17 protein-coding genes and 2 pseudogenes are annotated in these 25,069 nt (G+C 65.9%); 12 read left to right on the top strand and 7 right to left on the bottom strand.

The window, feature by feature from the left end; all coding sequences use genetic code 11:
• Position 1: 1 nt before the first annotated feature.
• The 3 genes from BM43_RS02445 to BM43_RS02435 all read right to left on the bottom strand — a co-directional run bounded on the left by BM43_RS02445 (position 2) and on the right by BM43_RS02435 (position 4,034).
• Positions 2–1,603, bottom strand: coding sequence for a DHA2 family efflux MFS transporter permease subunit (locus BM43_RS02445; protein ID WP_036056905.1), 1,602 nt, complete (start codon positions 1,601–1,603; stop codon positions 2–4).
• Between the two features lie 35 nt (positions 1,604–1,638).
• Positions 1,639–2,997 (bottom strand): glycosyltransferase, encoded by a 1,359-nt coding sequence (locus tag BM43_RS02440; RefSeq protein ID WP_036054151.1) that lies wholly within the window; start codon positions 2,995–2,997, stop codon positions 1,639–1,641.
• Between the two features lie 149 nt (positions 2,998–3,146).
• A complete protein-coding gene (locus BM43_RS02435) occupies positions 3,147–4,034 on the bottom strand; it encodes an alpha/beta fold hydrolase (protein ID WP_036054152.1) in 888 nt (295 codons plus the stop codon).
• A 911-nt stretch (positions 4,035–4,945) separates the two neighbouring features.
• Between BM43_RS02435 and betI the strand changes: the two genes are divergently transcribed.
• The 5 genes from betI (at position 4,946) to BM43_RS02410 (ending at position 10,474) form a co-directional block, all read left to right on the top strand.
• Positions 4,946–5,557, top strand: coding sequence for a transcriptional regulator BetI (betI, locus tag BM43_RS02430; protein ID WP_036040480.1), 612 nt, complete (start codon positions 4,946–4,948; stop codon positions 5,555–5,557).
• Positions 5,558–5,570: 13 nt separating this feature from the next.
• The gene (betB, locus tag BM43_RS02425; protein WP_036054153.1) at positions 5,571–7,040 is read left to right on the top strand and encodes a betaine-aldehyde dehydrogenase; all 1,470 of its coding nucleotides are present in this window, start codon (positions 5,571–5,573) and stop codon (positions 7,038–7,040) included.
• 25 nt (positions 7,041–7,065) lie between these two features.
• Complete coding sequence (gene betA / locus BM43_RS02420; RefSeq protein ID WP_036054155.1) at positions 7,066–8,763, top strand: choline dehydrogenase; 1,698 nt, start codon at positions 7,066–7,068, stop codon at positions 8,761–8,763.
• A gap of 278 nt (positions 8,764–9,041) precedes the next feature.
• On the top strand, positions 9,042–9,611 hold the full coding sequence (locus tag BM43_RS02415; protein WP_036054156.1) for a hypothetical protein: 570 nt from the start codon (positions 9,042–9,044) through the stop codon (positions 9,609–9,611).
• Positions 9,612–9,655: 44 nt separating this feature from the next.
• Positions 9,656–10,474, top strand: a complete 819-nt coding sequence (locus BM43_RS02410) for an alpha/beta hydrolase (RefSeq protein ID WP_036054158.1) — start codon at positions 9,656–9,658, stop codon at positions 10,472–10,474.
• 367 nt (positions 10,475–10,841) lie between these two features.
• On the opposite strand, the gene BM43_RS02405 is transcribed toward BM43_RS02410, so the two are convergent.
• Positions 10,842–11,705 (bottom strand): LysR substrate-binding domain-containing protein, encoded by an 864-nt coding sequence (locus BM43_RS02405; RefSeq protein ID WP_036054159.1) that lies wholly within the window; start codon positions 11,703–11,705, stop codon positions 10,842–10,844.
• A gap of 76 nt (positions 11,706–11,781) precedes the next feature.
• On the opposite strand from BM43_RS02405, the gene BM43_RS02400 reads away from it, so the two are divergent.
• From BM43_RS02400 to BM43_RS02380, 5 genes are all read left to right on the top strand, one after another.
• Entirely contained in the window at positions 11,782–12,717 is a 936-nt protein-coding gene (locus BM43_RS02400; protein WP_042283877.1) for a DMT family transporter, read from the top strand.
• Positions 12,718–12,984: 267 nt separating this feature from the next.
• A complete protein-coding gene (locus tag BM43_RS02395) occupies positions 12,985–13,941 on the top strand; it encodes an ABC transporter ATP-binding protein (protein WP_036054161.1) in 957 nt (318 codons plus the stop codon).
• Positions 13,942–13,960: 19 nt separating this feature from the next.
• Positions 13,961–14,725, top strand: coding sequence for an ABC transporter permease (locus BM43_RS02390; RefSeq protein ID WP_013689514.1), 765 nt, complete (start codon positions 13,961–13,963; stop codon positions 14,723–14,725).
• Between the two features lie 146 nt (positions 14,726–14,871).
• Positions 14,872–16,320: an MFS transporter gene (locus BM43_RS02385; RefSeq protein WP_036054163.1), complete on the top strand. Its 1,449-nt coding sequence runs from the start codon at positions 14,872–14,874 to the stop codon at positions 16,318–16,320.
• 281 nt (positions 16,321–16,601) lie between these two features.
• A complete protein-coding gene (locus BM43_RS02380; RefSeq protein WP_036054166.1) occupies positions 16,602–17,672 on the top strand; it encodes a lactonase family protein in 1,071 nt (356 codons plus the stop codon).
• A gap of 124 nt (positions 17,673–17,796) precedes the next feature.
• On the opposite strand, the gene BM43_RS02375 is transcribed toward BM43_RS02380, so the two are convergent.
• The 3 genes and pseudogenes from BM43_RS02375 to BM43_RS42805 form a co-directional block, all read right to left on the bottom strand.
• Positions 17,797–18,273 (bottom strand): OsmC family protein, encoded by a 477-nt coding sequence (locus tag BM43_RS02375; RefSeq protein ID WP_036054169.1) that lies wholly within the window; start codon positions 18,271–18,273, stop codon positions 17,797–17,799.
• A 114-nt stretch (positions 18,274–18,387) separates the two neighbouring features.
• A pseudogene (locus BM43_RS42655) lies at positions 18,388–20,766 on the bottom strand (YadA family autotransporter adhesin); the annotation flags it as partial.
• A gap of 39 nt (positions 20,767–20,805) precedes the next feature.
• A pseudogene (locus BM43_RS42805) lies at positions 20,806–21,525 on the bottom strand (ESPR domain-containing protein); the annotation flags it as partial.
• A gap of 763 nt (positions 21,526–22,288) precedes the next feature.
• Here BM43_RS42805 and BM43_RS02360 point away from each other — a divergent pair.
• Together BM43_RS02360 and BM43_RS02355 are read left to right on the top strand one after the other, a co-directional pair.
• A complete protein-coding gene (locus BM43_RS02360) occupies positions 22,289–23,545 on the top strand; it encodes an oxalate decarboxylase family bicupin (RefSeq protein WP_025100051.1) in 1,257 nt (418 codons plus the stop codon).
• Between the two features lie 87 nt (positions 23,546–23,632).
• A complete protein-coding gene (locus BM43_RS02355; protein ID WP_036054173.1) occupies positions 23,633–24,940 on the top strand; it encodes an Nramp family divalent metal transporter in 1,308 nt (435 codons plus the stop codon).
• Positions 24,941–25,069: the final 129 nt, after the last annotated feature.

Here is a 25,069-nt window from a genome sequence, read left to right as displayed (position 1 = left end):
CTCAATGTCCGATCGTCATCGCGGCGCCGCGCCTGGGGCGCGTCATCCACATCAGGCAGGCCAGCAGCAGGCAGGTCATGCTGGCCATGAAGTACATGTCGCTGGTGGCCATCATGTAGGCCTGCTTCTGCACCACGTTGCTGATCGACAGCAGCTCGCGCGTGCCGCTGATGCCGCTGGCATGCAGGGCGTCGATGTAGCGCTGGGTGTTGCCATCGGATTTGCGCACCGCCTGCGAGACCACGTCGTAGTGGAAGGTCGCGCGGTTCTCCCACAGCGTCACGCTCATCGCCGTGCCGAACGCGGCCGACAGCGTGCGCAGGAAGTTCGACAGGCTGGAGGCGGCCGCCAGCTTGTCGTCCGGGATGCGCGACAGGGTGGCCGCCGTGAGCGGCACGAAGAAGCACGGCAGGCCCATGCCCTGGATCAACCCGGGCGTGATGACCTGCAGGAAGGTCATGTTGAGCGTGAAGAAATGCGCGTTGTGCCATTGCACGCAGGCAAACACCAGGAAGCCGAAGCTGGCCAGCACGCGCGCGTCGAAGCGGCTCGAATAGAGGCCCACCAGGATCGAGAACAACAGCGCCAGCACCCCGAGCGGCGAGGCGGCCAGCCCCGAATGGAAGGCGTTGTAGCCCATCACGGTCTGCAGCCAGAGCGGGAACACCACGCCCACCACCGAGAACACCATCATCCCCAGCGAGATGATCAGCACGCAGAACGAGAAGGTGCGATCGCGGAACAGGCTCAGGTCCACCACCGGGTGGGCCTCGCCGCGCTCCCAGATCAACAGCGAGACGATAGACAGCGCGGCCACCATGGCCAGCGTGCGGATCAGCGTCGAATCGAACCAGCCGCGATCGTGACCGAGGTCGAGCATGGCCTGCAGCGCGCCCACGCCGATCACCAGCAGGGCGATGCCGACCACGTCGATCGGGCCGGCGCGGCCGTCGTCGCGGGCCGGCTTGAGCAGCGAGACGCAGACCGTAAACGAGAACAGCCCGACCGGCAGGTTGATCAGGAAGATCCACGGCCAGGAGTAATTGCTGACGATCCAGCCGCCCACCACCGGGCCGAGGATCGGTGCGAGCAGCACCGTCATCGCCCATAGCGCCAGCGCGAGCGTGCGCTTGTCCTGCGGGAAGGCACGCATCAGGATGGTCTGCGAGAGCGGCACCATCGGCCCGGAGAACAGCCCCTGCATCGCGCGGCAGACCACCAGCACGTTCAGGTCGCTGGCCATGCCGCACAGCAGGGAGGTCAGCGTGAACAGCACGATCGAGGTGACGAACAGGCGCCGCTCGCCGAAGCGGCGCGCGAGCCACCCCGTCAGCGGCACCGCGATCGCGGCCGCCACCGAGTAGGAGCTGATCACCCAGGTGCCCTGGCTGTTCGACACGCCCAGGCTGCCCGAGATCGAGGGCACGGCCACGTTGGTGACGGTCGAGTCGAGCACCTCGATGAAGGTGGCCAGCGACAGCGCGAAGGTCAGCAGCGCCAGGCGCGCGCCGCGCATGGGCTGCTCGGCCTCGCCGGGCGGCGCGGCGCCGCCGCTGGCGCGCGTCAGCTCGCCCGGCGCGTCGAGCGTCGAGGCGGAGCTCATGCCGGGCTGCGCCGCATCGGCGATCGGCACGCCGCTCATGCGCGCGATGCCTGCACGGCGGCCAGGCCGGCGGCGGCGGGCGACACGGCTGCCGAAGCCGGTTCGGCGCCATCGTCGGCACCCGGCGCGCGGGCGGCACGCGCAGCGGACGGCGCGAAATCCTCGATGATGCGCGCGGCTTCCTCGCAGCCGTCGGGCGCGCCGGCCATGTTCGCGCGGATCGCCGCGCAGCGCCCGGCCATGCCGGCGTCCGCGAGGATCCTCGCCAGCGCGGCCGACAGGGCCGCGCCATCGACCGGCGCATCGAGCCGCAGCCCGCAGCCGCTGTCGGCCACGCGCTGGGCATTGTCGAACTGGTCGTGCGCGGACGGCATCACCAGTTGCGGGATGCCGGCCTCGTAGGCCAGCGAGGCCGTGCCGATGCCGCCGTGATGCACCAGCGCGCGGCAACGCGGCAGCAGCTTGCGCAGCGGCAGGTAGCGCCGGCGCAGGAACCGCGAGGCATCGGGCTCGCCGTCGCGGCGCGCCGTATCGGGCGTGATCAGGATGCCGCGCACGCCAGTGGCGCGCATCGCCGCGTTCACGGCCGCGGCGAACCCGGCGCCATCCACCAGCGTCGAGCCGGCCGTAAACACCACCGGCGGCTCGCCCGAGGAGAGGAACGCCTCGAGTTCCGGATCGGGCGCCGGATCGTCGATGTCGTTGAACAAGGGGAAGCCGGCCAGCCGGTGCCGGGCGGGCCAGTCGGGCTGCGGGGCCGCAAACCAGGCCGGGAACAGGCACAGCACGCCGTCGGTGGAATGCAGCCAGCGGCCCAGGATGCGCCGCGCCGGCGCGAGGCCCAGTTCGGCACGCAACGCGTTCAGCCGCGGCCCGCAAACCTTGTCGAGCACGCCGCGCTCGATCAGTGTCATCACCGCGGCGCGCACGCCCAGCGGCAGCCAGCGCGGAATCGTCAGGCGCTTGTGGGTGGGCGGCGCATGCGCCGACAGCAAGGTGGAGGGCGACACCTGCACCGAGACATAGGGCGTGCCGTGGCACTCCTGCAACAGCCGCGCCGAAAACGCCCAGAGCGTGCCGACCAGCACCGTGTCCCGGTCGATCAGTTCGGACAGCTTGTCGAAATGCGGGCGCATCGACGGCGCGATCACGCCCCAAAGCGTGCGAAACGAGGTACGCGGGTTCCACAGCGCGGGATCGGCCATCGCCTGCGCGTATTCCTCGGCGGTGCCGATCGCCACGAAGCGAAAGCCGCAGCGCAGCGCGCTGGCCTCGAACTGCGGATGGGTACAGAACACGACCTCGTGCCCGCGCTCGGCGAGCGCGCGTCCAACGCCGAGCAGCGGGTATACATCACCCGCCGACCCGATCGCCGTGATGATCATCTTCGACATCGACACCGCCTGTGTTGCGCTGGAGGGAATCATCGGCAGCCGTCGCCTCGCCTGCCCGCTCGCTCGCGCGATCAGGGCAAGTCGGGCGCATCACCCGGCTCGCCCGCCGCATTCGCGACGGGAAGCAAAACAACGGAAACCGCCGTGGATCAGGACAGCACCGGCATCGGCGAGAGCGACTCGAAGGCGCCGTCCTTGGCGGTGACGCCGCGCTCCTCGCAGAAGTAGCCGAGTATCGCGCGGCGCACGCTCTCCTGCTGCTGGCGCCCCTCCAGGTCGAGGAAGTGGCCGGACTTGGGAATCGTCTCGAACTCGGCGCGGCGCACATAGGCGCCCAGGCGGCGCACCTCGGCCGGCGTGGTGTATTCGTCGAGCTCGCCGTTGATGAACTTGACGCCGCAACCGATCCGCGTGAATTCGTCGAGGTACTTCTCGGGCTGCATCTCGAGGATCTGGTTGACGTGGAAGGCCACCTGGTCCTGCTCGTCGCGCGGCAGCTTGGTCAGGTAGCGATAGTTGTAGAGCTTCATGATGCGCGGCAGGTAGCGGCCCACCGTGTCGTTCAGCAACTGCGCCGCGTGCAGGTTCTCGCCCGCCGCGATGTGGTCGCGCGCGCGCGTCACGTAATCGACCATCGCGTCGTTGAGGAAGGGCGAGAACGACGCGATCACGGCGCGCTGCACGCTCGGGCAGCCGCGCGCGAGCGCGAACAGCGACGCCACCCCGCCCCACGAGACCGACAGCAGGTAGCTCGGGCTGAAGCGCTCGCAGAGATGGAGCAGGATCTCGACCTCGTCGTCCTTGGTCAGCACGAACTTGCTGGTGTTGTGCTGCCGGGACTGGCCCGCGTAGGGCAGGTCGAAACAGATCGAGTTGAGACGTTCACCGAGATAGCGCACCGTCTGGCCGAACGATGCGGTGGTCGCTAGCGCGCCATTGATGAGGATCACCGTCGGATAGGACGGATCGAAGACGTGATGCTCGACGTACACCTTCAAGCCGTTAGGCAGCGGAACGACCAGTTTCTCGATAGCCATGGCATATCTCCGGCAAGGAACCCGGCAAACAAATGCGATACGCGCCGCTCGCGCGAGCGCGCCCCCCGTAACACGACCACGCGGCAAACAGCGTGGCGGCTACTTCCCTGTGCCGGAGTCCTCACCGTCTCGTGACGATGCGGCCGCCCTCGGTCTGACGCGAAAATTTTTCCGCCCAACAACCTCGTGGCCCCCGGCGCCTCGTAAGAATGACTTCAGACGCGTGTCGTTATTTCCGATTCGATGCTGCCCCATCACTGACAAATTGCACCGTCCGGTACATCTGCATGGGTATGAATACTAATACGCGGGACAACAAAAATTCAACCAATTCAGATTAATTTTAGTGTTGGGAATTTGCATTGCGACAGCCATGTTCCGTGGAAAATTACCTCGAAAATCCTCATGAAAAAACGGCCTTCATGGCGTTGTCATATTTTTTGTGCTAGACGCCCGGCACCGTCCTGTCAGATCTATCAGGTGCAGCATTTCGGGTCGGAATCATTCGATAGACCTCTTTGCAGTCAACGATTTGGACGCATTGTTGCATGACAGCAACCGAGCCCTCCAAAGGCGGGGCGCAACGACAACCGAGTCGGACCGGCCGCAATCACTGTCATCAAGGCAACGAATTTACGATTCCAGACCAATTTGAATACGAAAAAATTTCACCAATCAAACGTCTTAAACATAATTCACTGTTTTACAAGAGCATCTCATTCTGTTTTCCGGACCAAGGATTGGTAACGCCGACCGAGCCCCAAGCGAGTTCCGGGTAATTCTTTCGACCAACCGACAAGTTCGACGCCCCGCTTGCGGGCATGGCGGCGCCATCCCGTTTTTTGTTGATTGAACGTTCAATAAAAAATAGCTAGGATGCGGCCTTCTGTCCTCCAGCCACCTTCCCCGCCATGCCCAAACTCGGAATGCGCGAAGTCCGACGCGCGCAGTTGATCGAGGCGACGCTCTACACGATCGACGAGGCCGGCCTGCCCGGCACCACGCTGGCCCTGGTCGCGCAGCGGGCCAAGATCTCGACGGGCATCGTCAGCCATTACTTCGGCGACAAGGACGGCCTGCTCGAGGCCACCATGCGCCACGTGCTGCGCGATCTGTGGCTCGCCACCTCGCGCCGGCGCGGCGCGGCGGCGCCCGAGCCGCGCGAGCGGCTGCGCGCGATCGTTGCCGCCAACTTCGACGACACCCAGGTCAGCGCGCCGGTGATGAAGACCTGGCTCGCGTTCTGGTCGCAGAGCATGCACCAGCCCCAACTGGGCCGGCTGCAGCGGGTCAATACGCGGCGGCTGCACTCGAACCTGTGCGCCGAGTTCGCCAGGCTGCTGCCGCTCGAACGCGCGCGCGACGCGGCGGTGGGCCTGGCCGCGCTGATCGACGGCCTGTGGCTGCGCGGCGCGCTGGCAGGCGGCCCGATCGACACCCGCACCGCCCAGCGGCTCGCCAACCAATACATCGACCAGCAGCTCGCGCCGCAAGCGGCGGCGCCGAGCCTCGCTGCTCACTGATCAGGAGAACTTCATGACGGTCTACGGTCTGCAAAAACTCTACATCGGCGGCGCCTACGTGGACGCCACCAGCGGCGTCACCTTCGACAGCTTCGATCCGGCCACCGGCGAGCACCTCGCCACCATCCAGCAGGCCGGCGAGGCCGACGTGCAGCGCGCCGTGGACTCGGCGCGCGAGGGCCAGCGCGTGTGGGCCGCGATGACCGCCATGCAGCGCTCGCGCATCCTGCGCCGCGCCGTCGAGCTGCTGCGCGAGCGCAACGACGAGCTGGCCGAGCTGGAGATGCGCGACACCGGCAAGCCGATCGCCGAGACGCTGGCGGTGGACATCGTCACCGGCGCCGACGTGATCGAGTACTACGCGGGCCTGGCCACCGCGATCGAGGGCCTGCAGATCCCGCTGCGCGAGGAATCCTTCGTCTACACGCGGCGCGAGCCGCTCGGCGTGTGCGCCGGGATCGGCGCCTGGAACTACCCGATCCAGATCGCCTGCTGGAAGACCGCGCCGGCGCTGGCCGCCGGCAACGCGATGATCTTCAAGCCCAGCGAGGTCACCCCGCTGTCGGCGCTCAAGCTCGCCGAGATCTATACCGAGGCCGGCGTGCCGGCCGGCGTGTTCAACGTGGTGCAGGGCAACGGCGCGGTGGGCGCGATGCTGACGGCCCATCCCGGCATCGCCAAGGTGTCGTTCACCGGCGGCGTGGAAACCGGCAAGAAGGTGATGTCGCTGGCCGGCGCGTCCTCGCTGAAGGAAGTGACCATGGAGCTGGGCGGCAAGTCTCCGCTGATCGTGTTCGCCGATGCCGATCTCGAGCGCGCCGCCGATATCGCCGTGACCGCCAACTTCTTCAGCGCCGGCCAGGTCTGCACCAACGGCACGCGCGTGTTCGTCGACCGCGCCGTGAAGGACGCCTTCATCGCGCGCGTGCTGGAGCGCGTGGCGCGCATCCGGGTGGGCAAGCCGTCCGACGCGGCCACCAACTTCGGCCCGCTGGTGAGCCCCGCCCAGCTCGACAAGGTGCTCGGCTTCATCGAGAGCGCCAAGGCCGAGGGCGCGAAGCTGCTGGCCGGCGGCGAGCGCCTGACGCAAGGGCACTTCGCGAACGGCCAGTACGTCGCGCCGACGGTGTTCGCCGAATGCCGCGACGAGATGCGGGTGGTGCGCGAGGAGATCTTCGGGCCGGTGATGAGCATTCTCGATTTCACCACCGAGGAGGAAGCCATCGAGCGCGCCAATGCCACCGACTACGGCCTGGCCGCGGGCGTGGTAACCGAGAACCTGTCGCGCGCGCACCGCGCGATCCACCGGCTCGAGGCCGGCATCTGCTGGATCAATACCTGGGGCGAATCGCCGGCCGAGATGCCGGTGGGCGGCTACAAGCAATCGGGCGTGGGCCGCGAGAACGGCATCACCACGCTCGAGCACTACACGCGCATCAAGTCGGTGCAAGTCGAGCTGGGCCGCTACAACCCCGTGTTCTGAAACAAGCCAAGAAAGGAGCCAAGTCATGACGACGCGCGAATACGACTACATCATCTGCGGCGCCGGTTCGGCCGGCAATGTGCTCGCGACGCGGCTGACCGAGGACGCCGATGTCACGGTGCTGCTGCTGGAAGCGGGCGGCCCCGACTACCGCTTCGACTTCCGCACGCAGATGCCGGCGGCGCTCGCCTACCCGCTGCAGGGGCGCCGCTACAACTGGGCCTACGAGACCGATCCCGAGCCGCACATGGACAACCGCCGCATGGAATGCGGGCGCGGCAAGGGCCTGGGCGGCTCCTCGCTGATCAACGGCATGTGCTACATCCGCGGCAACGCGCTCGACTACGACAACTGGGCTACCCACCAGGGCCTGGAAGACTGGTCCTACCTCGACTGCCTGCCCTACTTCCGCAAGGCGGAGACGCGCGACGTCGGCCCCAACGACTATCACGGCGGCGACGGCCCGGTGTCGGTCACCACCAGCAAGCCGGGCGTGAATCCGCTGTTCGAGGCGATGGTGGAAGCCGGCGTCGAGGCGGGCTACCCGCGCACCGACGACCTGAACGGCTACCAGCAGGAAGGTTTCGGGCCGATGGATCGCACCGTCACGCCCAAGGGCCGCCGCGCTTCAACCGCGCGCGGCTACCTCGACCAGGCCCGCGCGCGGCCGAACCTCGAGATCGTCACGCACGCCGTGGCCGATCGCGTGCTGTTCACCGGCAAGCGCGCCACCGGCGTGACCTACCTGCGCGGCGGCCAGCCCGTGACCGCGCACGCGCGCCGCGAGGTGCTGGTGTGCAGCGGCGCGATCGCCTCGCCGCAACTGCTGCAGCGCTCGGGCGTGGGCCCCGGCGCCTGGCTGAAGGAACTCGACATCCCGGTGGTGCTGGACCTGCCCGGCGTCGGCAACAATCTGCAGGATCACCTGGAGATGTACATCCAGTACGCCTGCAAGGAGCCGGTCTCGCTCTACCCGGCGCTGAAATGGTGGAACCAGCCGAAGATCGGCCTGGAATGGATGCTGAACGGCACCGGCCTGGGCGCCAGCAACCATTTCGAGGCGGGCGGCTTCATCCGCACGCGCGACGACGACCTCTGGCCGAACATCCAGTATCACTTCCTGCCGGTGGCGATCAACTACAACGGCTCGAACGCGATCGAGATGCACGGCTTCCAGGCTCACGTGGGCTCGATGCGTTCGCCGAGCCGCGGCCGCGTGAAGCTGAAGTCGCGCGATCCGAACGCGCATCCGAGCATCCTGTTCAACTACATGGCCGAGGCGCTCGACTGGCGCGAGTTCCGCGACGCGATCCGCGCCACGCGCGAGATCATGCGGCAGCCGGCGCTGGACCGTTATCGCGGCGAGGAGTTGAACCCGGGCGCGAACCTGAAGAGCGATGCGGAGCTGGATGCCTTCGTCAGGCAGCGCGCGGAAACGGCCTTCCATCCTTCGTGCTCGAACAAGATGGGTTATGACGACATGGCCGTGGTCGATCACCAGGGCCGCGTGCACGGCATCGAGGGGCTGCGGGTGGTGGATGCGTCGATCATGCCGATCATCACCACCGGCAATCTCAACGCGCCGACCATCATGATCGCGGAGAAGATCGCGGATCGGATTCGCGGCAAGGCACCGCTGGCGAGGTCGACAGCGAAATACTTCGTGGCGAATGGTGCACCGGCACGGGGTGGGAAGCCCTTGAGGGCGGTGGAATTGGTTTGAGCCCGCGCTGAGCGGCTGGAATGTGGAGCGCCACTCGCCTTTCAAGGCGAGTGGCGCTTTTTTTTGTTTGGGTGGCCTCGCGACTGGAAGTGACGCCTCGGATTCTTCTTATAGATTCGCAAAAAATGTAGCGTGAAGATCGCTCCCTTCTCGGACCCATCTCGACTGATGCCCAGACCCTATTGGTTTTTTGAACCCTGTCGAATAGCGAGGCACCCGATTCAATTTTAAAGATTCAGTGAAATTCTCAACAAAGAAGAAATCGTGGGAGACAAAAAATGCGTTGGAAATACGTCGTTGCCGCGATACTCGCGGCAGGGCTGCTGGCATGCTTGTGTTTCGCGATCGTGGCGAGAGAGACCTCGGCATCGGCCGATCGGCCCACCCATATCGACCCGCCGGCCGATGCGCCGATGGCTAACGCGTTCTCCGGCGTATCGTCATCGGCCGTGGGGCAAGGCCGCCCCCCGCCGCCCCTTCCGGCCCGAGTCACCGAGCATATCGCCACCCAATACGCGAACTCGGCTGTCACCCGCGAGGCGCTCACGCAGATCGCCCAGGGCTGGCGCCAGGCCATTCACGAGGTTCACACGCCCGCCGATGCGAAGGAAGCCGGCAATGCCATCGCCGAGGGCATCGCCTGCGCGTTGAGCCAGGGCGTGCTCGCCAAATCCGGCGTCGACCAGCAGGCAATGCTCGACCGGATCAAGAACACGCGGGCGGTCATGCTCGACACGGAGGCCGACACGCAGGCCTATATCCGTTTTCAATCGCTGGCCGGCGGCCAGTATTTCAACGATCCCGGTGCCCGGCCCTGCCGCTTCGATCCGAGCTTGCGGCAGAACTGAGCACCCCCTTGCCGTGCCCTTCCCTCACCAAAGGACGCTCTCCGATGAGAAAATTAGTCAGCCTGATGATTTCCGGATCGCTGCTCGCGCTGCCCTACTCCATGCAGCTGAATGCGGCGCCGGCCATTTCGACCGCCCCGTCGAATACCGCGATCGTCTTCGTCAACGGCATCAACAACTCCTTTGACGATGCCGTCGCGAGCCTGCAGGTCCTCAAGACCCAGATGAATGCGCGCAATGCAAACAACGCCTACGTCTACGGAAACGCCTACAATGCAAGCGACGGTGTGTTGTGGGACATCTATCAGGTATTCAAGCAAAAGTGGATCGAGGGTTCGAGTCCGGCTGACTTCTGGCGGATGATTGACGGCGGCAGCGTTCCGGCCAATGGCATGGATGCGGCGCTCAAGCAGAAATATATCGATATCCTCAGCAACAACCAAATTCCTGAATTACCGGAGCACCTGAAGCAATACCGCGAGTATCTGAAGCAAAACCGAAAAATCGTGCTGGTGGGCCACTCGCAGGGCACTCTGTACGCCAATTTCGGAGCCAATGTGCTGATCACCGAGCTTGCGCAGGCACGAGGCAACGTCAGCACGGTCAATGTCGGCAATGCCGCGCGTTACCTGCTACCAGGTTCCAGCTACCTGACCTCGACGTCGGACCTCGTGATCCCCCTCCTCGGCAAGACCGCGTTGCCGCCGAACCTCTGGATGTATCTGCACCTTGACTACGATATGCTGGGCCATTCCTTCACGAAAATTTACATGAATACCTCATTCTCCGCGGCGAGCCAGATTATCACGCAGGTATCGCAGCAGGCCAACGCCGGCGCCATCGCTCAACAAGCGACCTGGTAGGATGCTTCCGGATTATTCGGATGACGGGCAAGCAGGCATCTGGAAAATAGCGACTTGAGCATCATCCAATTGGCCTCGAATGCCAGTTGATCCATGGCGATTGCCCCTGATCGTGGTTTGAACTGTTCGCCTGGGTTTACCCGGGCATTTTTTTCAGAAAAATTTTGTCATGTTCAAACGTGCTGTCGTCCTGCGTTTGTTGCGTGGAGAATCCATCGGCGCGTTTCCCGCGAACTCGCCCTGGCGGGCATCGAAGCCAGCCTGAAGCCGCCTCAGACCGATCCGCGGGAAGTGGAACTCGAGGAAGCCGTACGTCGGGTCGGGTTCTCTACACCTCGGATGTTCGTGACGCACGACGACGTGCCGTTCAATCGGGAGCATGCAAACGAAACTGTTCCCGAAACGTCGCGACCAATAATTCAATCGCTTCCTTCTCGTCACCTTCCGGATTCCGGATCAGGATGATCTCGTGCTCGTCGATCGGCGGCAGTCCATCGAGCACGCGCATGCGCGACGTGACACGCGCCCGATCCACCAGGGTCACCCCCAGCCCCGCCTCCACGCAGGCATTGATGGCCTGGCTCGACGCGCTTTCGATGATCACGCGCCAGGCCGCGCCGGTCTGCTTGAGCGCGCTCGTCATGGCAAGGCGATACGGACAAGGCTCGGCATACAGCGCCAAGGGCAGCGGCTGATCCGCATCGAGCACGAAGGCGCGGCTGCAAGCCCAGACCGGCGTGGTTACCGTCAGGAGATCCGCGCGCCGATGCGCCTGCATCGGCTGCACCACCAAGGCCAGGTCGAGCTTGCCTCGCGCCACCAGCTCCCGCAGCTCGAAACTCGGCCCGGTGCGGATCTCGATCACCACGTTCGGCCAGCTCGCCGAGAACCCGGGCAGCAGGTCCCGGATCACGTGCGCCGCGTATTCATCGGGCAACCCGAGCACGATGCGCGCCGCCACCGACTTCCCGCGAATCTCCTGGAGCACGCGGTCATGCGCGCTGAGCAACTCGCCGGTGCTGGCCAGCAGGCGCTTGCCCAGCGCCGTCAGCGTGACGCTCTGGTTGTCCCGCTCCAGCAGCCTGCCGCCCGCCACGGCCTCCAGCCGCTGGATATGGATGCTGACCGCCGCCGGGCTCTTGTGCACCAGCTCCGCTGCCGCGCGGAACTTGCCCAGGCGCGCCACGGCATGAAAGGTACGCAGCAGCTCGATGTCGAGAATGGTGTCCATATGGTTCAAGTTTATTGAACGACTCGGCTAGTATATTTTGATTTTCTAATCGACGTCGGGCACTTAGGCTGGGTGCATGAACAAAGCCGAGCCATCCTGCCTCGCCCCTGGCGCCGCGAGCCTCGAAGCGCGCCAGATCCCGCTGCCGATACTCGAATGCCTGATGGTGCTGGCCTGGAGCTCCGGCTTCGTCGGCCTGCGCTTCGCCGCCGATTACGCGCCGATCTACCTGATGGTGTTCTGGCGCTGCGTCGTGCTGTCGATCGGCCTCTGGCCGTTCGTGGCGCGCGAGATACGCTCGGCGTCGCGCGCCACCTTGTTGCGCGAGGCCGCGATCGGCGCAATGGCGATGGGGGGCTATCTGGCCGGCGTGGCCAAGGGCATCGAGTTCGGCGTGTCGGCCGGCCTCTCGGCCTTGATCGCCGATCTGTTGCCGGTCGGCACGGTGCTGATCTCCACCCTGGTCTTCAGGGAACGCAGCCCGGCCGGGGTCTGGACCGGGCTGGTGCTGGGCGTGGTCGGCGTGCTCCTGGCCAGCCGCGACGCCTTCCGGCTCGGCGCCGCGCCCATCTGGGCGCTGGGCCTGCCGATCGCCGGCATGCTGTGCCTGGCGGGCGCCGCGGTCTGGCGCAAGCGGCTTTCCACCGGGGCCGGCCATCTGAACCCGATCGCCGCCCTGTGGCTGCATTGCGTGGTGACCGGCATCCTCTTCCTGTTCCTGCAGGGCGCCCAAGGCAGCCTGAGGCCGGTGCCCACCTGGGGCTTCGCGGCCGGCATGGCGTGGACCGCGATCCTCTCCACGCTCGGCGGCTACGGCCTTTACTGGCTGTGCCTGAAGCGCTCCTCGTCCGCGCGCGTGTCGAGCGTGCTGTTCCTGAGCCCCGCCGTCACCCTGGTGTGGGCCTGGGCGATGTTCCGCGAACCGCTGAGCTGGCGCATGCTGTTCGGCGCCGCGGTGGCCGGGGCCGGCATCCTGATGATCGTCCGCAGCCGGCACGAGGGCGCGCGCTGAAGCTGCGCCGGCGCATCGTTTCGAATCGCATTCGCCGCCACTGACAAACAAATTCCCCGCATCGACGGGGATTGTTTTCCCCAACCCGCACTTCCCGTCATCGATTCGCGCTACCCTGCCCGAATCGAACGCTTCCCCCTCACCTCGCTATCCTGTCTCGCGCATATCCATAGCGCGATTGGTACCATAGCGTTCCCGACACCGGCGGCTCCGGTGCCCGCGCGGCTCCCCCGCGCGCGCCGGCCGCCGCACCGCCCCGATTCGACCGTGAGCCAAGAACCGATACTGACCGTCTCCCATCTGTCGAAAACCTACGCGTCCGGCTTCAAGTCGCTCGACGACGTCAACCTCTCGATCCACCGCGGCGAGATCTTCGCGCTGCTCGGCCCCAACGGCGCCGGCAAGACCACCCTGATCAGCACCATCTGCGGGATCGTCACGCCCAGCGAGGGCAGCGTCTCGGTGGGCGGCCACGACATCGCCCGCCACTACCGCGCCGCGCGCACCATGATCGGCCTGGTGCCGCAGGAGCTGACCACCGATTCCTTCGAATCGGTCTGGAACACCGTCTCCTTCAGCCGCGGCCTGTTCGGCAAGGCGCCGAACCCGGCCCATATCGAGAAGGTGCTGAAGGACCTCTCGCTGTGGGACAAGCGCGACAGCAAGCTGATCACGCTGTCGGGCGGCATGAAGCGCCGCGTGATGATCGCCAAGGCGCTCTCGCACGAGCCGCGCATCCTGTTCCTCGACGAACCCACCGCCGGCGTGGACGTCGAGCTGCGTCGCGACATGTGGAAGCTGGTCGACCAGCTGCGTGCCGACGGCGTGACCATCGTGCTCACCACACACTACATCGAGGAAGCCGAGGAGATGGCCGACCGCATCGGCATCATCAACGGCGGCAAGATCATGCTGGTGGAGGAGAAGACGGAGCTGATGCGCTCGCTCGGCAAGAAGCAGCTCACGCTGCAGCTCGACGCGCCGCTGGCCGCGATCCCGGCCGCGCTGGCGGGCTTCCGCCTCGAGCTGGCCAAGGACGGCAACGAGCTGGTCTATACCTACGAGGCCGAACGCGAGCAGGCGATCGCCACCCTGCTCGGCGCGCTCGCCGAGGCCGGCGTGCGCTTCCGCGACCTGCAGACCTCGCAGAGCTCGCTCGAGGAAATCTTCGTGAGCCTGATCGACAGCGGCCGCACCGCCTCGAAAACCGCCACCCCCGCCTGACCGCCCGACAGGACAACGAATGACCAACTTCCATGCGATTCGCGCGATCTACCGCGCGGAAATGGCCCGCACCGCCCGCACCCTGACCCAGAGCATCATCGCGCCGGTGATCTCCACCTCGCTCTACTTCGTGGTGTTCGGCTCGGCGATCGGCTCGCGCATCAGCGCCGTGAACGGCATCAGCTACGGCTCCTTCATCGTGCCGGGCCTGGTGATGCTGTCGCTGCTCTCGCAGAGCATCTCGAACGCCTCGTTCGGCATCTACTTCCCGCGTTTCACCGGCACCATCTACGAGGTGCTGTCGGCGCCGGTGTCCTACTGGGAGATCGTGGCCGCCTACGTGGGCGCGGCCGCCACCAAGTCGGTGATCCTGGGCGTGATCATCCTGATCACCGCCAGCCTGTTCGTGCCGATGCACATCCTGCATCCGGCCTGGATGGTGCTGTTCCTGGTGCTGACCTCGATCACCTTCAGCCTGTTCGGCTTCGTGATCGGCATCTGGGCCGACAGCTTCGAGAAGCTCTCGCTGGTGCCGCTGCTGATCGTCACGCCGCTGACCTTCCTCGGCGGCAGCTTCTACTCGGTCGACATGCTGCCGCCGTTCTGGCGCGTGGTCACGCTGTTCAACCCGATCGTCTACCTGGTGAGCGGCTTCCGCTGGGCCTTCTTCGGGCTGGCCGACGTGCACGTGGGCATCAGCCTGGCGATGACGCTGGCCTTCCTGGTGGCCCTGCTGTTCGTGGTGGCCTGGATCTTCCGCACCGGCTATCGCCTGAAGAAATAAGCCTCGCCCGCGACACCGAGGCGCGCCGCGGCCATGGCGCGCCTGTTCCAGTGCGATGCCGAATTCGTTCTATGGCGGGGATTAATGGCCACGTCTACTGACACGGCGCCGCCTCGTTCCGAGGCCGGCCCCTGCCAGAGGACGCCATGCCCGCCGCCGCCCCTTCCGCCCCTCCCGCTCCTTGCGCCGCGCGCGCCAGCGCCGCCGCCCGCCTCGAACGCCTGCCGTTCTCCGGTTATCACAAGCTGATCTTCGTGATCGTCGCGATCGCGTTCTTCTTCGACTCGGTCGACCTCGGCACCATGACCTTCGTGCTCGGCTCGATCCGCAAGGAGTTCGGCCTGAGCACCGCGGCCGCCGGCCTGGTGGCCAGCGCGAGCTTCTTCGGCATGGTGCTGGGCGCGGCCGTGGCCGGGCTGCTGGCCGACCGCTTCGGGCGCCGCCCGGTGTTCCAGTGGAGCATGGTGCTGTGGGGCGCGGCCTCCTGGCTGTGCTCGACCGCGCAGAGCGTCGAGGCGCTGATCGCCTGGCGCGTGCTGCTCGGCATCGGCATGGGCATGGAATTCCCGGTCGCGCAGACGCTGCTCTCCGAATTTGTGCCGGCCGCCAAGCGCGGCCGCCTGATCGCGTTGATGGACGGCTTCTGGCCGCTCGGCTTCATCTGCGCCGGCGTGGTGTCGTACTTCGTGCTGCCGGCGCTGGGCTGGCGCATGGTGTTCGCGCTGCTCGCGATCCCCGCCGTGTTCGTGCTGGTGGTGCGCCGCCTGGTGCCCGAATCGCCGCGCTGGCTCGAGCATCATGGCCGCGTCGCGGAGGCCGACCGGATCCTCGACGGCATCGAGGCCAAGGTAATGCGCTCGACCGGGCTGAGCCGGCTGCCGGCACCGTCGCGGCTGGCCGAGCCACCTGCCGCGCGCGGCCGCGGCGCGTTCCGCGAGATCTGGAGCGGCCCTTACCGACGCCGCACCACCATGGTCTGGCTGCTGTGGTTCTTCGCCCTGCTCGGTTTCTACGGCCTGACTTCCTGGCTCGGCGCGCTGCTGCAGCAAGCCGGCTACGCCGTCACGCAGTCGGTGCTCTACACCGTGCTGATCTCGCTGGGCGGCGTGCCGGGCTTCCTCTGCGCGGCCTGGCTGATCGAGCGCTGGGGCCGCAAGCCGACCACCATCGCCTCGCTGGTGGGCGGCGGCGTGATGGCCTACGTCTATGGCCAGACGGCCCTGCACGGCCAGAGCGTCGCGCTGCTGATCGGCACCGGGCTGGTGATGCAGTTCTTCCTGTTCGGCATGTGGGCCGCGCTCTATACCTACACGCCCGAACTCTACGGCACCGGTGCGCGCGCAACCGGTTCGGGCTTCGCCTCGGCGATCGGCCGCGTCGGCTCGCTGATCGGGCCGTATGCGGTGGGCGTGGTGCTGCCGCTGTTCGGCCAGGGCGGCGTGTTCACGCTCGGCGCGCTGTCCTTCGTGGTGGCGGCGCTGGCGGTGGCCTGGCTCGGCATCGAGACGCGCGGGCTCGCGCTGGAGGAACTGACCGCCGCCGACGACGGCAGCGACGCGGCGCGCTACGAGGGCAAGCCGGTCGCGATGGATTGAGGGCGGGCAAGCCGGAAGGCGGGCGCGGTTTCGGCACCGCGGCGCCTTCTTCGCTCAATCGAGCCCATGTTGTCGTACAACCAAGGGCCAAACGCCCCCCGCTCGCCCCGTCTTTCCCCGACACACCGGGACAATCTCCGCGTTTACGCTGAGTTGTCGGCCTCGGCGATTGCGCCAGCCTTTCGCGATGTCATATGATGACGTAACACTTACGGGACGATGCCCCCGCCCAAGCGAGCGTCGTCCGTCACGTCCCATTCACGACTCCTTCCGCGATCCCGATGAGCACAGCGCTGTCCCCCACCCACCTCGTCACCGTCTCGAACGCCGAGGACGGCGATCTCTCCGTCTATCACCTGGATGCCGCGCAAGCGCGCCTCGCGCCGATCGCGCGCACGCCGGCCGGCAGCGTGGTGATGCCGCAAGCGCCGACGCACGACGGCCGCCGGCTCTATGTCGCGACGCGCGGCACGCAGCCGACCATCGTCGGCTACGACATCGGCGCCGACGGCACGCTCACGCAGCGCTTCTCGACGCCGATCGACGCGAGCCTCGCCTATCTGTCGGTCGATCGCGCGGGACGCCTGCTGTTCGGCGCCTCCTACGGCGGCAGCCGGCTGTTCGTGTGGGATGCGAAACGTGTCGAGAGCGGCGACGGCGCGCCGCTGCAGTTCATCGACCGGATCCAGAACGCGCACTCGATCATCGTTTCCGACGACGACCGCTATGTCTACGCGGCCTCGCTCGGCTCCGACCGCGTCCTGTTCTACGGCATCGCGCGCGCCGGCGAGGAAGCCGCGCTGATCGCGCGCGGCGAGCTGGCCACGCCGGCCGGCTTCGGGCCGCGCCATCTGCGCCTCGCGCCGGACGGCGCGACGCTTTATGTGATCGGCGAATTCCACGGCACCGTGCTGGCGATTCCGCGCGATCCGGTGACGGGCGAACTCGGCGAGCCGGTGGAATCGGATCTCGCGCCGAGCATCGCGCACCTGGCGCACGGCGCGCCGCGCCCGCCCGCGCCGACCTCGCCCGTGATCTGGGCCGCCGACCTGCAGGTCTCGCCGGACGGCCGCTTCGTGTTCGCCACCGAGCGCACCGCGAACCGCTTGATCACGTTCCGCGTCGACGAGAACCGCAAGCTGCATTACGCGAGCTGCATCGAGACCGAGCCGCAGCCGCGCGGCATCCGCCTCTCGCCCGATGGTTCCTTGCTGGCGGCCAGCGGCGAGCTGTCGACGTCCATCTCGCTGTATCGTGTCGATGCGGCCACCGGTGCGCTGACGCCCGCCACCCGCATCGAATGCGGCAAGGGCGCCAACTGGATCGAGATCCTGCCGCTGCACGGCGCCTGATCGAAGGCCGCTTCATCCGGCACGCGCCTGTTCAGGGCGCGTGCGTTTCTTCCCTTGCGCAACCGCTCCGGGTCTCATCCGGCGAGGCGGCACGCCGGATTCCTTCGTTATCCGAAACCTGTGATCAGCCCGGTGCGTGCTCGATCACGGGCTCGCAAGTCACCGGGAAATTCATCGAATTGGCGATGTAGCAGGCACGATGCGCATCGTGATGCAGCGCAGCCGCGCGCTCGGCATCGTCGCCGGCGCGGATCGTCACGCGCGGACGCAGCACCACCTGGGTGAAGCTGCCGCCCTCGCGACTGTCGATCATGGTGCCGACGGCCTCGTCGACATAGGCCTGCACGGCAATACCGGCCTCGGCGCACAGGTGCAGGTACCAGAGCTTGTGGCAGGCCGACAGCGAGGCCACCAGCAGGTCCTCGGGGTTCCAGCGCTTCGCGTCGCCGAGAAAGGCGGGATCGGACGAGCCCGGCACGTCGGGCTTGCCGTCCGCGCGGATCAGGTGATCGCGTCCATAGTCACGATAGGCCGAGGTGCCGGTGCCGCGGTTGCCGGTCCACTCGACCGATATGCGATAGGTATGTTCGTGCTTAGCCATGCGAGAGATCCCCCGTGGGTGCCGCCGTCGCGCGGCGTGCCGCTGCGCGCCGCCCGCGCATTATCGCGCGGCCAGGTTCGCGCTGCGCTGGCAAGCGCGTCTCCCGGCGGCGAGCTACTTCCACTGGTACAACATCCCCGCGCCCACCACGGCCTGGCCGCCACTGAAACCGCCATTCACCGCCGCCTTCAAATTGTCCGAAATGCGCGCCTGCATGTTCACCGCGATCGCCTTCTGCCCGGCGAAGCTGGCGGTACCCAGCCCCATGCCGAAATTCGAGTTCGCGTCGAGTTGCGGGATCGAGGCCATCGCCCCGACCGCGGCGATGCCCCGGCGTGCCATGTCGGCCGTGCGCCGAACTTGCGTGCCCAGACCGTCGAGCTGGTTTTGCTGGCCGGCCAGCGCTTGCGACATGGAAGTCGACACCGCATTCAACTGGTTGAGGTTGACGGCGTCCGTGCCTTCCGTGCCGGGCGCGACATGGGTGATCTGCCGTTGCTGGGCCGCGCTGCCGACCGACACCACGTTCGAGCGGCCGCCGTCGGTCGAGCCCTGGCCGAGCGCCACCGAGTTCGAGCCGGTCGTGACCGAGGGCGCCTTGGCGCCCGGCGCCGACATGTCGCCCGCGTAGCCGCCCGCGGTAGGCAAGCGCAGGGTGTTGTCGGGCGCCGAAGTCGAAAGCGAGGCCGTCTGAACGCTGGTGGCGCCGACGCTGGTGGACAGCGAGCCGGTGGTGGCCGAGGTGCCGGGGGGCTGCGAACCGGGGTTGGGCGAGGTGCCGGTGGACAGCGAGGCCAGCGTGGTGCCCGAATTCGACTGGCCGGTGGACAGTGAACCGACCGAGGTGGGCGGCGAGGATACCGAGCCGTTGGACGACGACACGCCCGTCGACAGCGAGCCCTGCAGGATCGGGGAAGAAATGGACGAGGAGAGCTTGCTCAGCGATGCCGCGGTGGAGGTGGACAGCGAGGCGACCGAGTTCGAAAGCGTGCCCGCCGTAGTGCTCAGGCTGCTCGACAGCGAGGCGACCGCCGCATTGGTCTGGAACAGCTGGCTGCCGTTCACGGCGTCGGTGCTGCCTGCCGAGATCCGGCCGGCTGCGAGACCCGTCAGTTGCCGCTCGAAACCGGGCGCGCCGATGTTCACCGTGCCGATCGGCTTGCTGCCGGCGAAGTTACCGAAGGTGCTTCCACCGATCGTCGCGGAACTTACCGGCATCGCGGCCGAGGCAATCGCGCCTTTGCCGATGGCAACCGAGTTGTCCGCGTTCGCCGTGGCGCTCGGGCCGATCGCGATGCTGTCGACGCCGCTCGCGATCGAATCCTTGCCCTTCGCGTTCGTGTGGAAGTATTTGATGCCGTTCGAATTGATGCTGTCGAGCGCATCGCCGACGTTGTCGACCTTCGCGGTGGTGCCGTCGGCCTTGTGGGTCGTGTAGGTCGGTGCCGTGAAGGTGCCGGTGGCCGGGTCGTAGGTCGCGCCACCGCCCAATGCCGAGGCCACGCCGCTGCCGATCCTGCCGGAGGAACTGGCGATCGAGCTGATCGAGGTCGACAGCGAACCGACGCTCGACGAGGTGGACGTGGATAGCGAAGCGACGCTGCTGTTGGTCTGCGCAAGGCCGGTGGACAACGAGCCGATGTTGCTGGTGGTCGAGGACAAGCCGGAGGACAGCGAGGTGACGTGGCTGTTGGTGGTGCTCAGGCCCGACGAGAGCGAGGTGACGGTGCTGTTGGTGGTGCTCAGGCCCGACGACAACGAGGTGACGGTGCTGCTGGTGGTGCTCAGGCCCGACGACAACGACGTGACGGTGCTGTTGGTGGTGCTCAAGCCCGACGACAACGACGTGACGCTGCTGCTGGTCGTGCTCAAGCCCGACGACAACGACGTGACGTTGCTGCTGGTCGTGCTCAAGCCCGACGACAACGACGTGACGTTGCTGCTGGTCGTGCTCAAGCCCGACGACAACGACGTGACGTTGCTGCTGGTCGTGCTCAAGCCCGACGACAACGACGTGACGTTGCTGCTGGTCGTGCTCAGGCCCGACGACAGCGACGTGACGTTGCTGCTGGTCGTGCTCAAACCCGACGACAGCGACGTGACGTTGCTGCTGGTCGTGCTCAGGCCCGACGACAACGATGCGACACTGCTGCTGGTCGTGCTCAAACCTGACGACAGCGACGTGACGTTGCTGCTGGTCGTGCTCAAGCCCGACGACAACGATGCGACGCTGCTGCTGGTCGTGCTCAAGCCTGACGACAGCGACGTGACGTTGCTGCTGGTCGTGCTCAGGCCCGACGACAACGACGTGACACTGCTGCTGGTCGTGCTCAAGCCTGACGACAGCGAACCGACGTTGCTGTTGATACTGCTCAGCCCGCTCGACAACGAGGTGACGTGGCTGTCCGTCGTCAACAACCCACTGGAGACGGACGAAGACAGCGATCTGACGTTGCTGTTGATAGTGTTCAGGCTGCTCAACGACGACGTGGTCTCGCCATCGATGGCTTTCCGCAATTGCGACTTGGTGACCGCATCCTGATCTTCCGTCCCATCGGCAAGATTGGTGATCCGCTCTTTATTCACCGAGATGCCTTTGTTACCGCCAGACAGCGTGATGCCGCCCCCTCCCACCAGCGAGATACTTTTGGTCCCGCTCGACAGCGCGATGCCGCCCCCTCCCACCAGCACCATGCCTTCGGTGGCGCTCGACAGCACGATGCCGCGGCCACTCAGCGTGATGCCTCCCTTGCTGGCCAAACCGACGCCCGTCGGGCCATAAATCGCTACCTTGCCTTTCCCCAACACATCTTTGTTATTCTCGTCTTCCTTATTCGACTCCATCTGCCCTATCGCTATAAATGCGGGACCGTTGCCCTCCTTTGGCGCATCCGTCCCCCCTTTGTCCTCCCCGAGATAGAAGCCACTTCCGCCGCATTTCATTCCTAACGGCATCGTTTGACGTTGGTTGCGAGTCCACACGAGAGATTCGCTCGTCTCCCCCCAGGACCCATAGGCGTATTTGCCCTTCTCTGCGCAATTCACGATCGACCCCGACCAGGAGGATTCGATACCTCCGTAACAAAGGAGTACCGCCACGGCCATCTTGCTCAGGCCGAGCCGGATTTCTCGCGGCGAATTGACCGGCGAAAGCGCGGCGCGACATCCGCCTCCCTTGAACACATCGACTTCCGACACCGCCACCCATGACGACAGCGCCGCATTCCAAACGGTTTTATATATTTTATTCACGACGGCCTTTCTTATGTCTTCAATAAAAAATATTCACCACATCTTGGGTGGCGACCACATCCAGGCGGCCGGGTAAAACCGGGCCGAGACGAGCGGAGACGACATGCCATCCGCATTTCGAGATACCAGATGCAACCGCCAGGAGCTGGCATATCGTTCATTCCCCGAAGCGCAGGCGCAACGAGGCCGACGCAATGATTGCGTCCATTCGACGGTAATCGAATTAATCAAGCGACTCTGGAGAACCGGCATCAGTCGACCCATCAATCCGGATCGGCATGGCGAAATTATGAAACATGAGAAATGGACTTGGATAGTCCTATTTTTCCTATAGGAATCGTCTTATTGACCGAATCACGGCGGCAATCAAAGACTCCACGAACCTCACCGTACATACCTCCCTCTTTTTCGGAACGCTCGCTTCCTGCCTGTGCTACCGGCGCCCTGCTTCAGCTACTGGCGCCCGATCCGCGCACCTCACCGCACATCGATTCAACAATCGAAACAATAAAACCAAATTCATCAACAATCGATATATTCCGAAACAACTAACGACATTGAAATAAAAATCAACGCCTCATCACACGAATTACAAACCAAAGGCGAATCAGGGAAAGTCATCAATCCATTTCAACTATTCATTTTTATTTTCATCGGATTTGCATTTAACTGATCACACGAATTCACCACCCCGAATCACTCGATTGAAATTCGAATGGCAATTCGCATCCCCGCAATCCCGAAACCCATAACGGAGTCAGGCATGACCAATCTGCAACGTCGCAAGATGCTCGCGCAAACGGCCGGCGCGCTCGCCGCGGCGGGCGTCGCCGCCTCGGCGAAAGCCGCTTCCTTCGGCAATCCCGACAGCCCGCCGGAAGGCGCGATCAATGCCGCCAATCCGCGTAGCCTGGTGGACCCGGGCCCGAAGAATCCGCCGCTCGCCAATCAATTCCCCGCATTCCAGGATCCGCCCGCCACCGACGTGGACGGCATGCCCTTATTCTGGTCCTCGTTCAATAACGCGCATAAGCGAATCCAGAATGGCGGTTGGGCACGCCAGGTTACGCAAGACGATTTTGCAATTTCCGAAACGATTTCCGGCGTGAATATGCGCCTGACGCGCGGCGGCATTCGCGAAATGCATTGGCACCAGCAAGCCGAATGGGCGGTGATGCTGGACGGCCGCTGCCGGATCACCATCCTCGACGAACTGGGCCGCCCGCAGGTGGCCGACGTGAAGCAGGGCGACCTCTGGTATTTCCCGCCGGGGCTGCCGCATTCGCTGCAGGGAATCGGCTCGGACGGCTGCGAGTTCATGATCGCCTTCGACGACGGCAAGGCTTCCGAATTCAACACCCTGCTGCTGACCGACTGGATCGCGCATACGCCGCCCGAGGTGCTGGCGCTGAACTTCGGCGTGCCGGCCGATTCGTTTCGCAACATCCCGACCGACAACCTGTGGATCTTCCAGGGAGACATGCCGGGGCCGCTGGCCGAGGCGCAGCGCGCCGCCGCCTCGTCCAAGGGCTCGCCGCCCTATCCCTTCGTGTTCTCGCTCGGCGACCTGCGGCCGCTGGTGAAGACGCGCGGCGGCGAGGTGCGGATCGCCGACAGCAGCAACTTCAACGCCTCGAAGACGGTGGCCGCGGCGCTGGTGACCGTGCATCCGGGCGGCATGCGCGAGCTGCACTGGCACCCGAACGCCGATGAATGGCAGTACTACATTCAGGGCGAGGCGCGCATGACGGTGTTCGACACCGGCCCCAAGGCGATGACGGCCGATTTCCGCGCCGGCGATATCGGCTACGTGAAGAAGAGCCTCGGCCACTACGTGCAGAACACCGGCACCACCGACCTGGTGTTCCTGGAGATCTTCAAGACCGACCGCTACCAGGAGGTCTCGCTGTCCGACTGGCTGGCCCACACGCCGCCGCAACTGGTCGAGGCGCACCTGAAGCTCGCGCCCGAGGTGATCGCGCAGTTCCCGCGCACGCGCCCCGACGTCGTGCCGCTCTGATGCGCCGCGGCGCGGCCGGCGCCTTCCCGCCGGCCGCGCCACGAGACCGAGACAGGCCCTCCCTCCAGCCCACAATCCCAATACGACATGTCCTCCATTCCGAGCAAACTCGCCGCCGGCCTCGCGCTGCCGGGCCTTTCCACCGAACGCACCGAACAAGCCGCGCGCGCCGTGCTCGAAGGGCGCCGCCGAGGGCTCGTCGCGCTGCTGCCCTTCGTCGGGCCGGCCGTGGTCGCCTCGATCGGCTACATGGACCCCGGCAACTTCGCCACCAATATCCAGGCCGGTGCCGCCTACGGCTATCAGTTGCTGTGGGTGGTGCTGGCCGCCAACCTGGTGGCCATGCTGTTCCAGGCGATGTCGGCCAAGCTCGGCATCGTCACCGGCCGCAACCTGGCCGAGCTGTGCCGCGACCACTTCCCGGCGCCGCTGGTGTGGGCCATGTGGATCGCCTCCGAGATCGCCGCGATGGCCACCGATCTGGCCGAGTTCCTCGGCGGCGCGCTGGCCTTCGCGCTGCTCTGCCACCTGCCGCTGATGGCGGGCATGGTGGCCACCGCGCTGGCCACCTGCGCGATCCTGCTACTCGAGAAACGCGGCTTCCGCCCGCTCGAGGCGGCCATCGCGGCCCTGGTCGGCCTGATCGGCGCGAGCTACCTGGGCGAGCTGCTGATCGCGCCGCAACACTGGGGCTCGGTGGCGTGGCACCTGGTGGTGCCGCAACTGAGCGATCGCACCGCGCTGACGCTGGCGGTCGGCATCATCGGCGCCACCATCATGCCGCACACGCTCTACCTGCATTCGGGGCTCACCCAGCAGCGCACCGCGCCGCGCAACGACACGGAGCGCCGCCGCCTGCTGCGCTTCTCGAACCGCGAGGTGGTGGTCGCGCTCGGCCTGGCCGGCGGCGTGAACCTGGCGATGGTGCTGACCGCCGCCTCGGCCTTCCATCACGGCGCGCCCGACATGAGCGACATCGGCCAGGCCTATCACGCCCTGATCCCCGTGCTCGGGCCGGCCGCCGGCGCGCTGTTCCTGGTCGCGCTGCTGAGCTCGGGCATCTCCAGCTCGGTGGTCGGCACCATGGCCGGGCAGATCGTGATGCAGGGCTTCATCCATCGCCGCCTGTCGATCTGGCTGCGCCGCGCGATCACCATCGTGCCCGCCTTCGCGGTGGTGGCGGCCGGCTGCGACGTCACGCATGCGATGGTGCTGAGCCAGGTGGTGCTGAGCTTCGTGCTGCCGATGCCGATGATCGCGCTGCTGGTGCTCTCGGCGCGGCGCGAGCTGATGGGCGCGTTCGCGCCAAGCCGCGCGTTGCTCGCGGTGGCGGCCAGCGCGACGCTGCTGATCCTCGCGCTGAACGGCTATCTGATCTGGGCCGCCTGGCAATGAGGCGTCGCACTCGGAAATGAATCGGTAACCATGGAATTCGCGGGCACGCCATCATCCCTGTCGCCCCCAACATCAACATGTCAGCGGGGCGACAGGTCTGTCACGAAACCGTGACAATCGCCGCTTTCC

The sequence above is a fragment of the Burkholderia gladioli genome (genome assembly GCF_000959725.1).
In the GTDB taxonomy this organism is placed as follows: Bacteria; Pseudomonadota; Gammaproteobacteria; order Burkholderiales; family Burkholderiaceae; genus Burkholderia; species Burkholderia gladioli.
Note: the sequence above shows the minus strand (reverse complement) of the source record. Positions and strands in the feature narration are given on the sequence as shown.

Coding starts and splice junctions, on each gene's coding strand:
- BM43_RS02445 (WP_036056905.1), bottom strand. CDS start 1,603: ATGAGCTCCGCCTCGACGCTCGACGCGCCGGGCGAGCTGACGCGCGCC.
- BM43_RS02440 (WP_036054151.1), bottom strand. CDS start 2,997: ATGTCGAAGATGATCATCACGGCGATCGGGTCGGCGGGTGATGTATAC.
- BM43_RS02435 (WP_036054152.1), bottom strand. CDS start 4,034: ATGGCTATCGAGAAACTGGTCGTTCCGCTGCCTAACGGCTTGAAGGTG.
- betI (WP_036040480.1), top strand. CDS start 4,946: ATGCCCAAACTCGGAATGCGCGAAGTCCGACGCGCGCAGTTGATCGAG.
- betB (WP_036054153.1), top strand. CDS start 5,571: ATGACGGTCTACGGTCTGCAAAAACTCTACATCGGCGGCGCCTACGTG.
- betA (WP_036054155.1), top strand. CDS start 7,066: ATGACGACGCGCGAATACGACTACATCATCTGCGGCGCCGGTTCGGCC.
- BM43_RS02415 (WP_036054156.1), top strand. CDS start 9,042: ATGCGTTGGAAATACGTCGTTGCCGCGATACTCGCGGCAGGGCTGCTG.
- BM43_RS02410 (WP_036054158.1), top strand. CDS start 9,656: ATGAGAAAATTAGTCAGCCTGATGATTTCCGGATCGCTGCTCGCGCTG.
- BM43_RS02405 (WP_036054159.1), bottom strand. CDS start 11,705: ATGGACACCATTCTCGACATCGAGCTGCTGCGTACCTTTCATGCCGTG.
- BM43_RS02400 (WP_042283877.1), top strand. CDS start 11,782: ATGAACAAAGCCGAGCCATCCTGCCTCGCCCCTGGCGCCGCGAGCCTC.
- BM43_RS02390 (WP_013689514.1), top strand. CDS start 13,961: ATGACCAACTTCCATGCGATTCGCGCGATCTACCGCGCGGAAATGGCC.
- BM43_RS02385 (WP_036054163.1), top strand. CDS start 14,872: ATGCCCGCCGCCGCCCCTTCCGCCCCTCCCGCTCCTTGCGCCGCGCGC.
- BM43_RS02380 (WP_036054166.1), top strand. CDS start 16,602: ATGAGCACAGCGCTGTCCCCCACCCACCTCGTCACCGTCTCGAACGCC.
- BM43_RS02375 (WP_036054169.1), bottom strand. CDS start 18,273: ATGGCTAAGCACGAACATACCTATCGCATATCGGTCGAGTGGACCGGC.
- BM43_RS02360 (WP_025100051.1), top strand. CDS start 22,289: ATGACCAATCTGCAACGTCGCAAGATGCTCGCGCAAACGGCCGGCGCG.
- BM43_RS02355 (WP_036054173.1), top strand. CDS start 23,633: ATGTCCTCCATTCCGAGCAAACTCGCCGCCGGCCTCGCGCTGCCGGGC.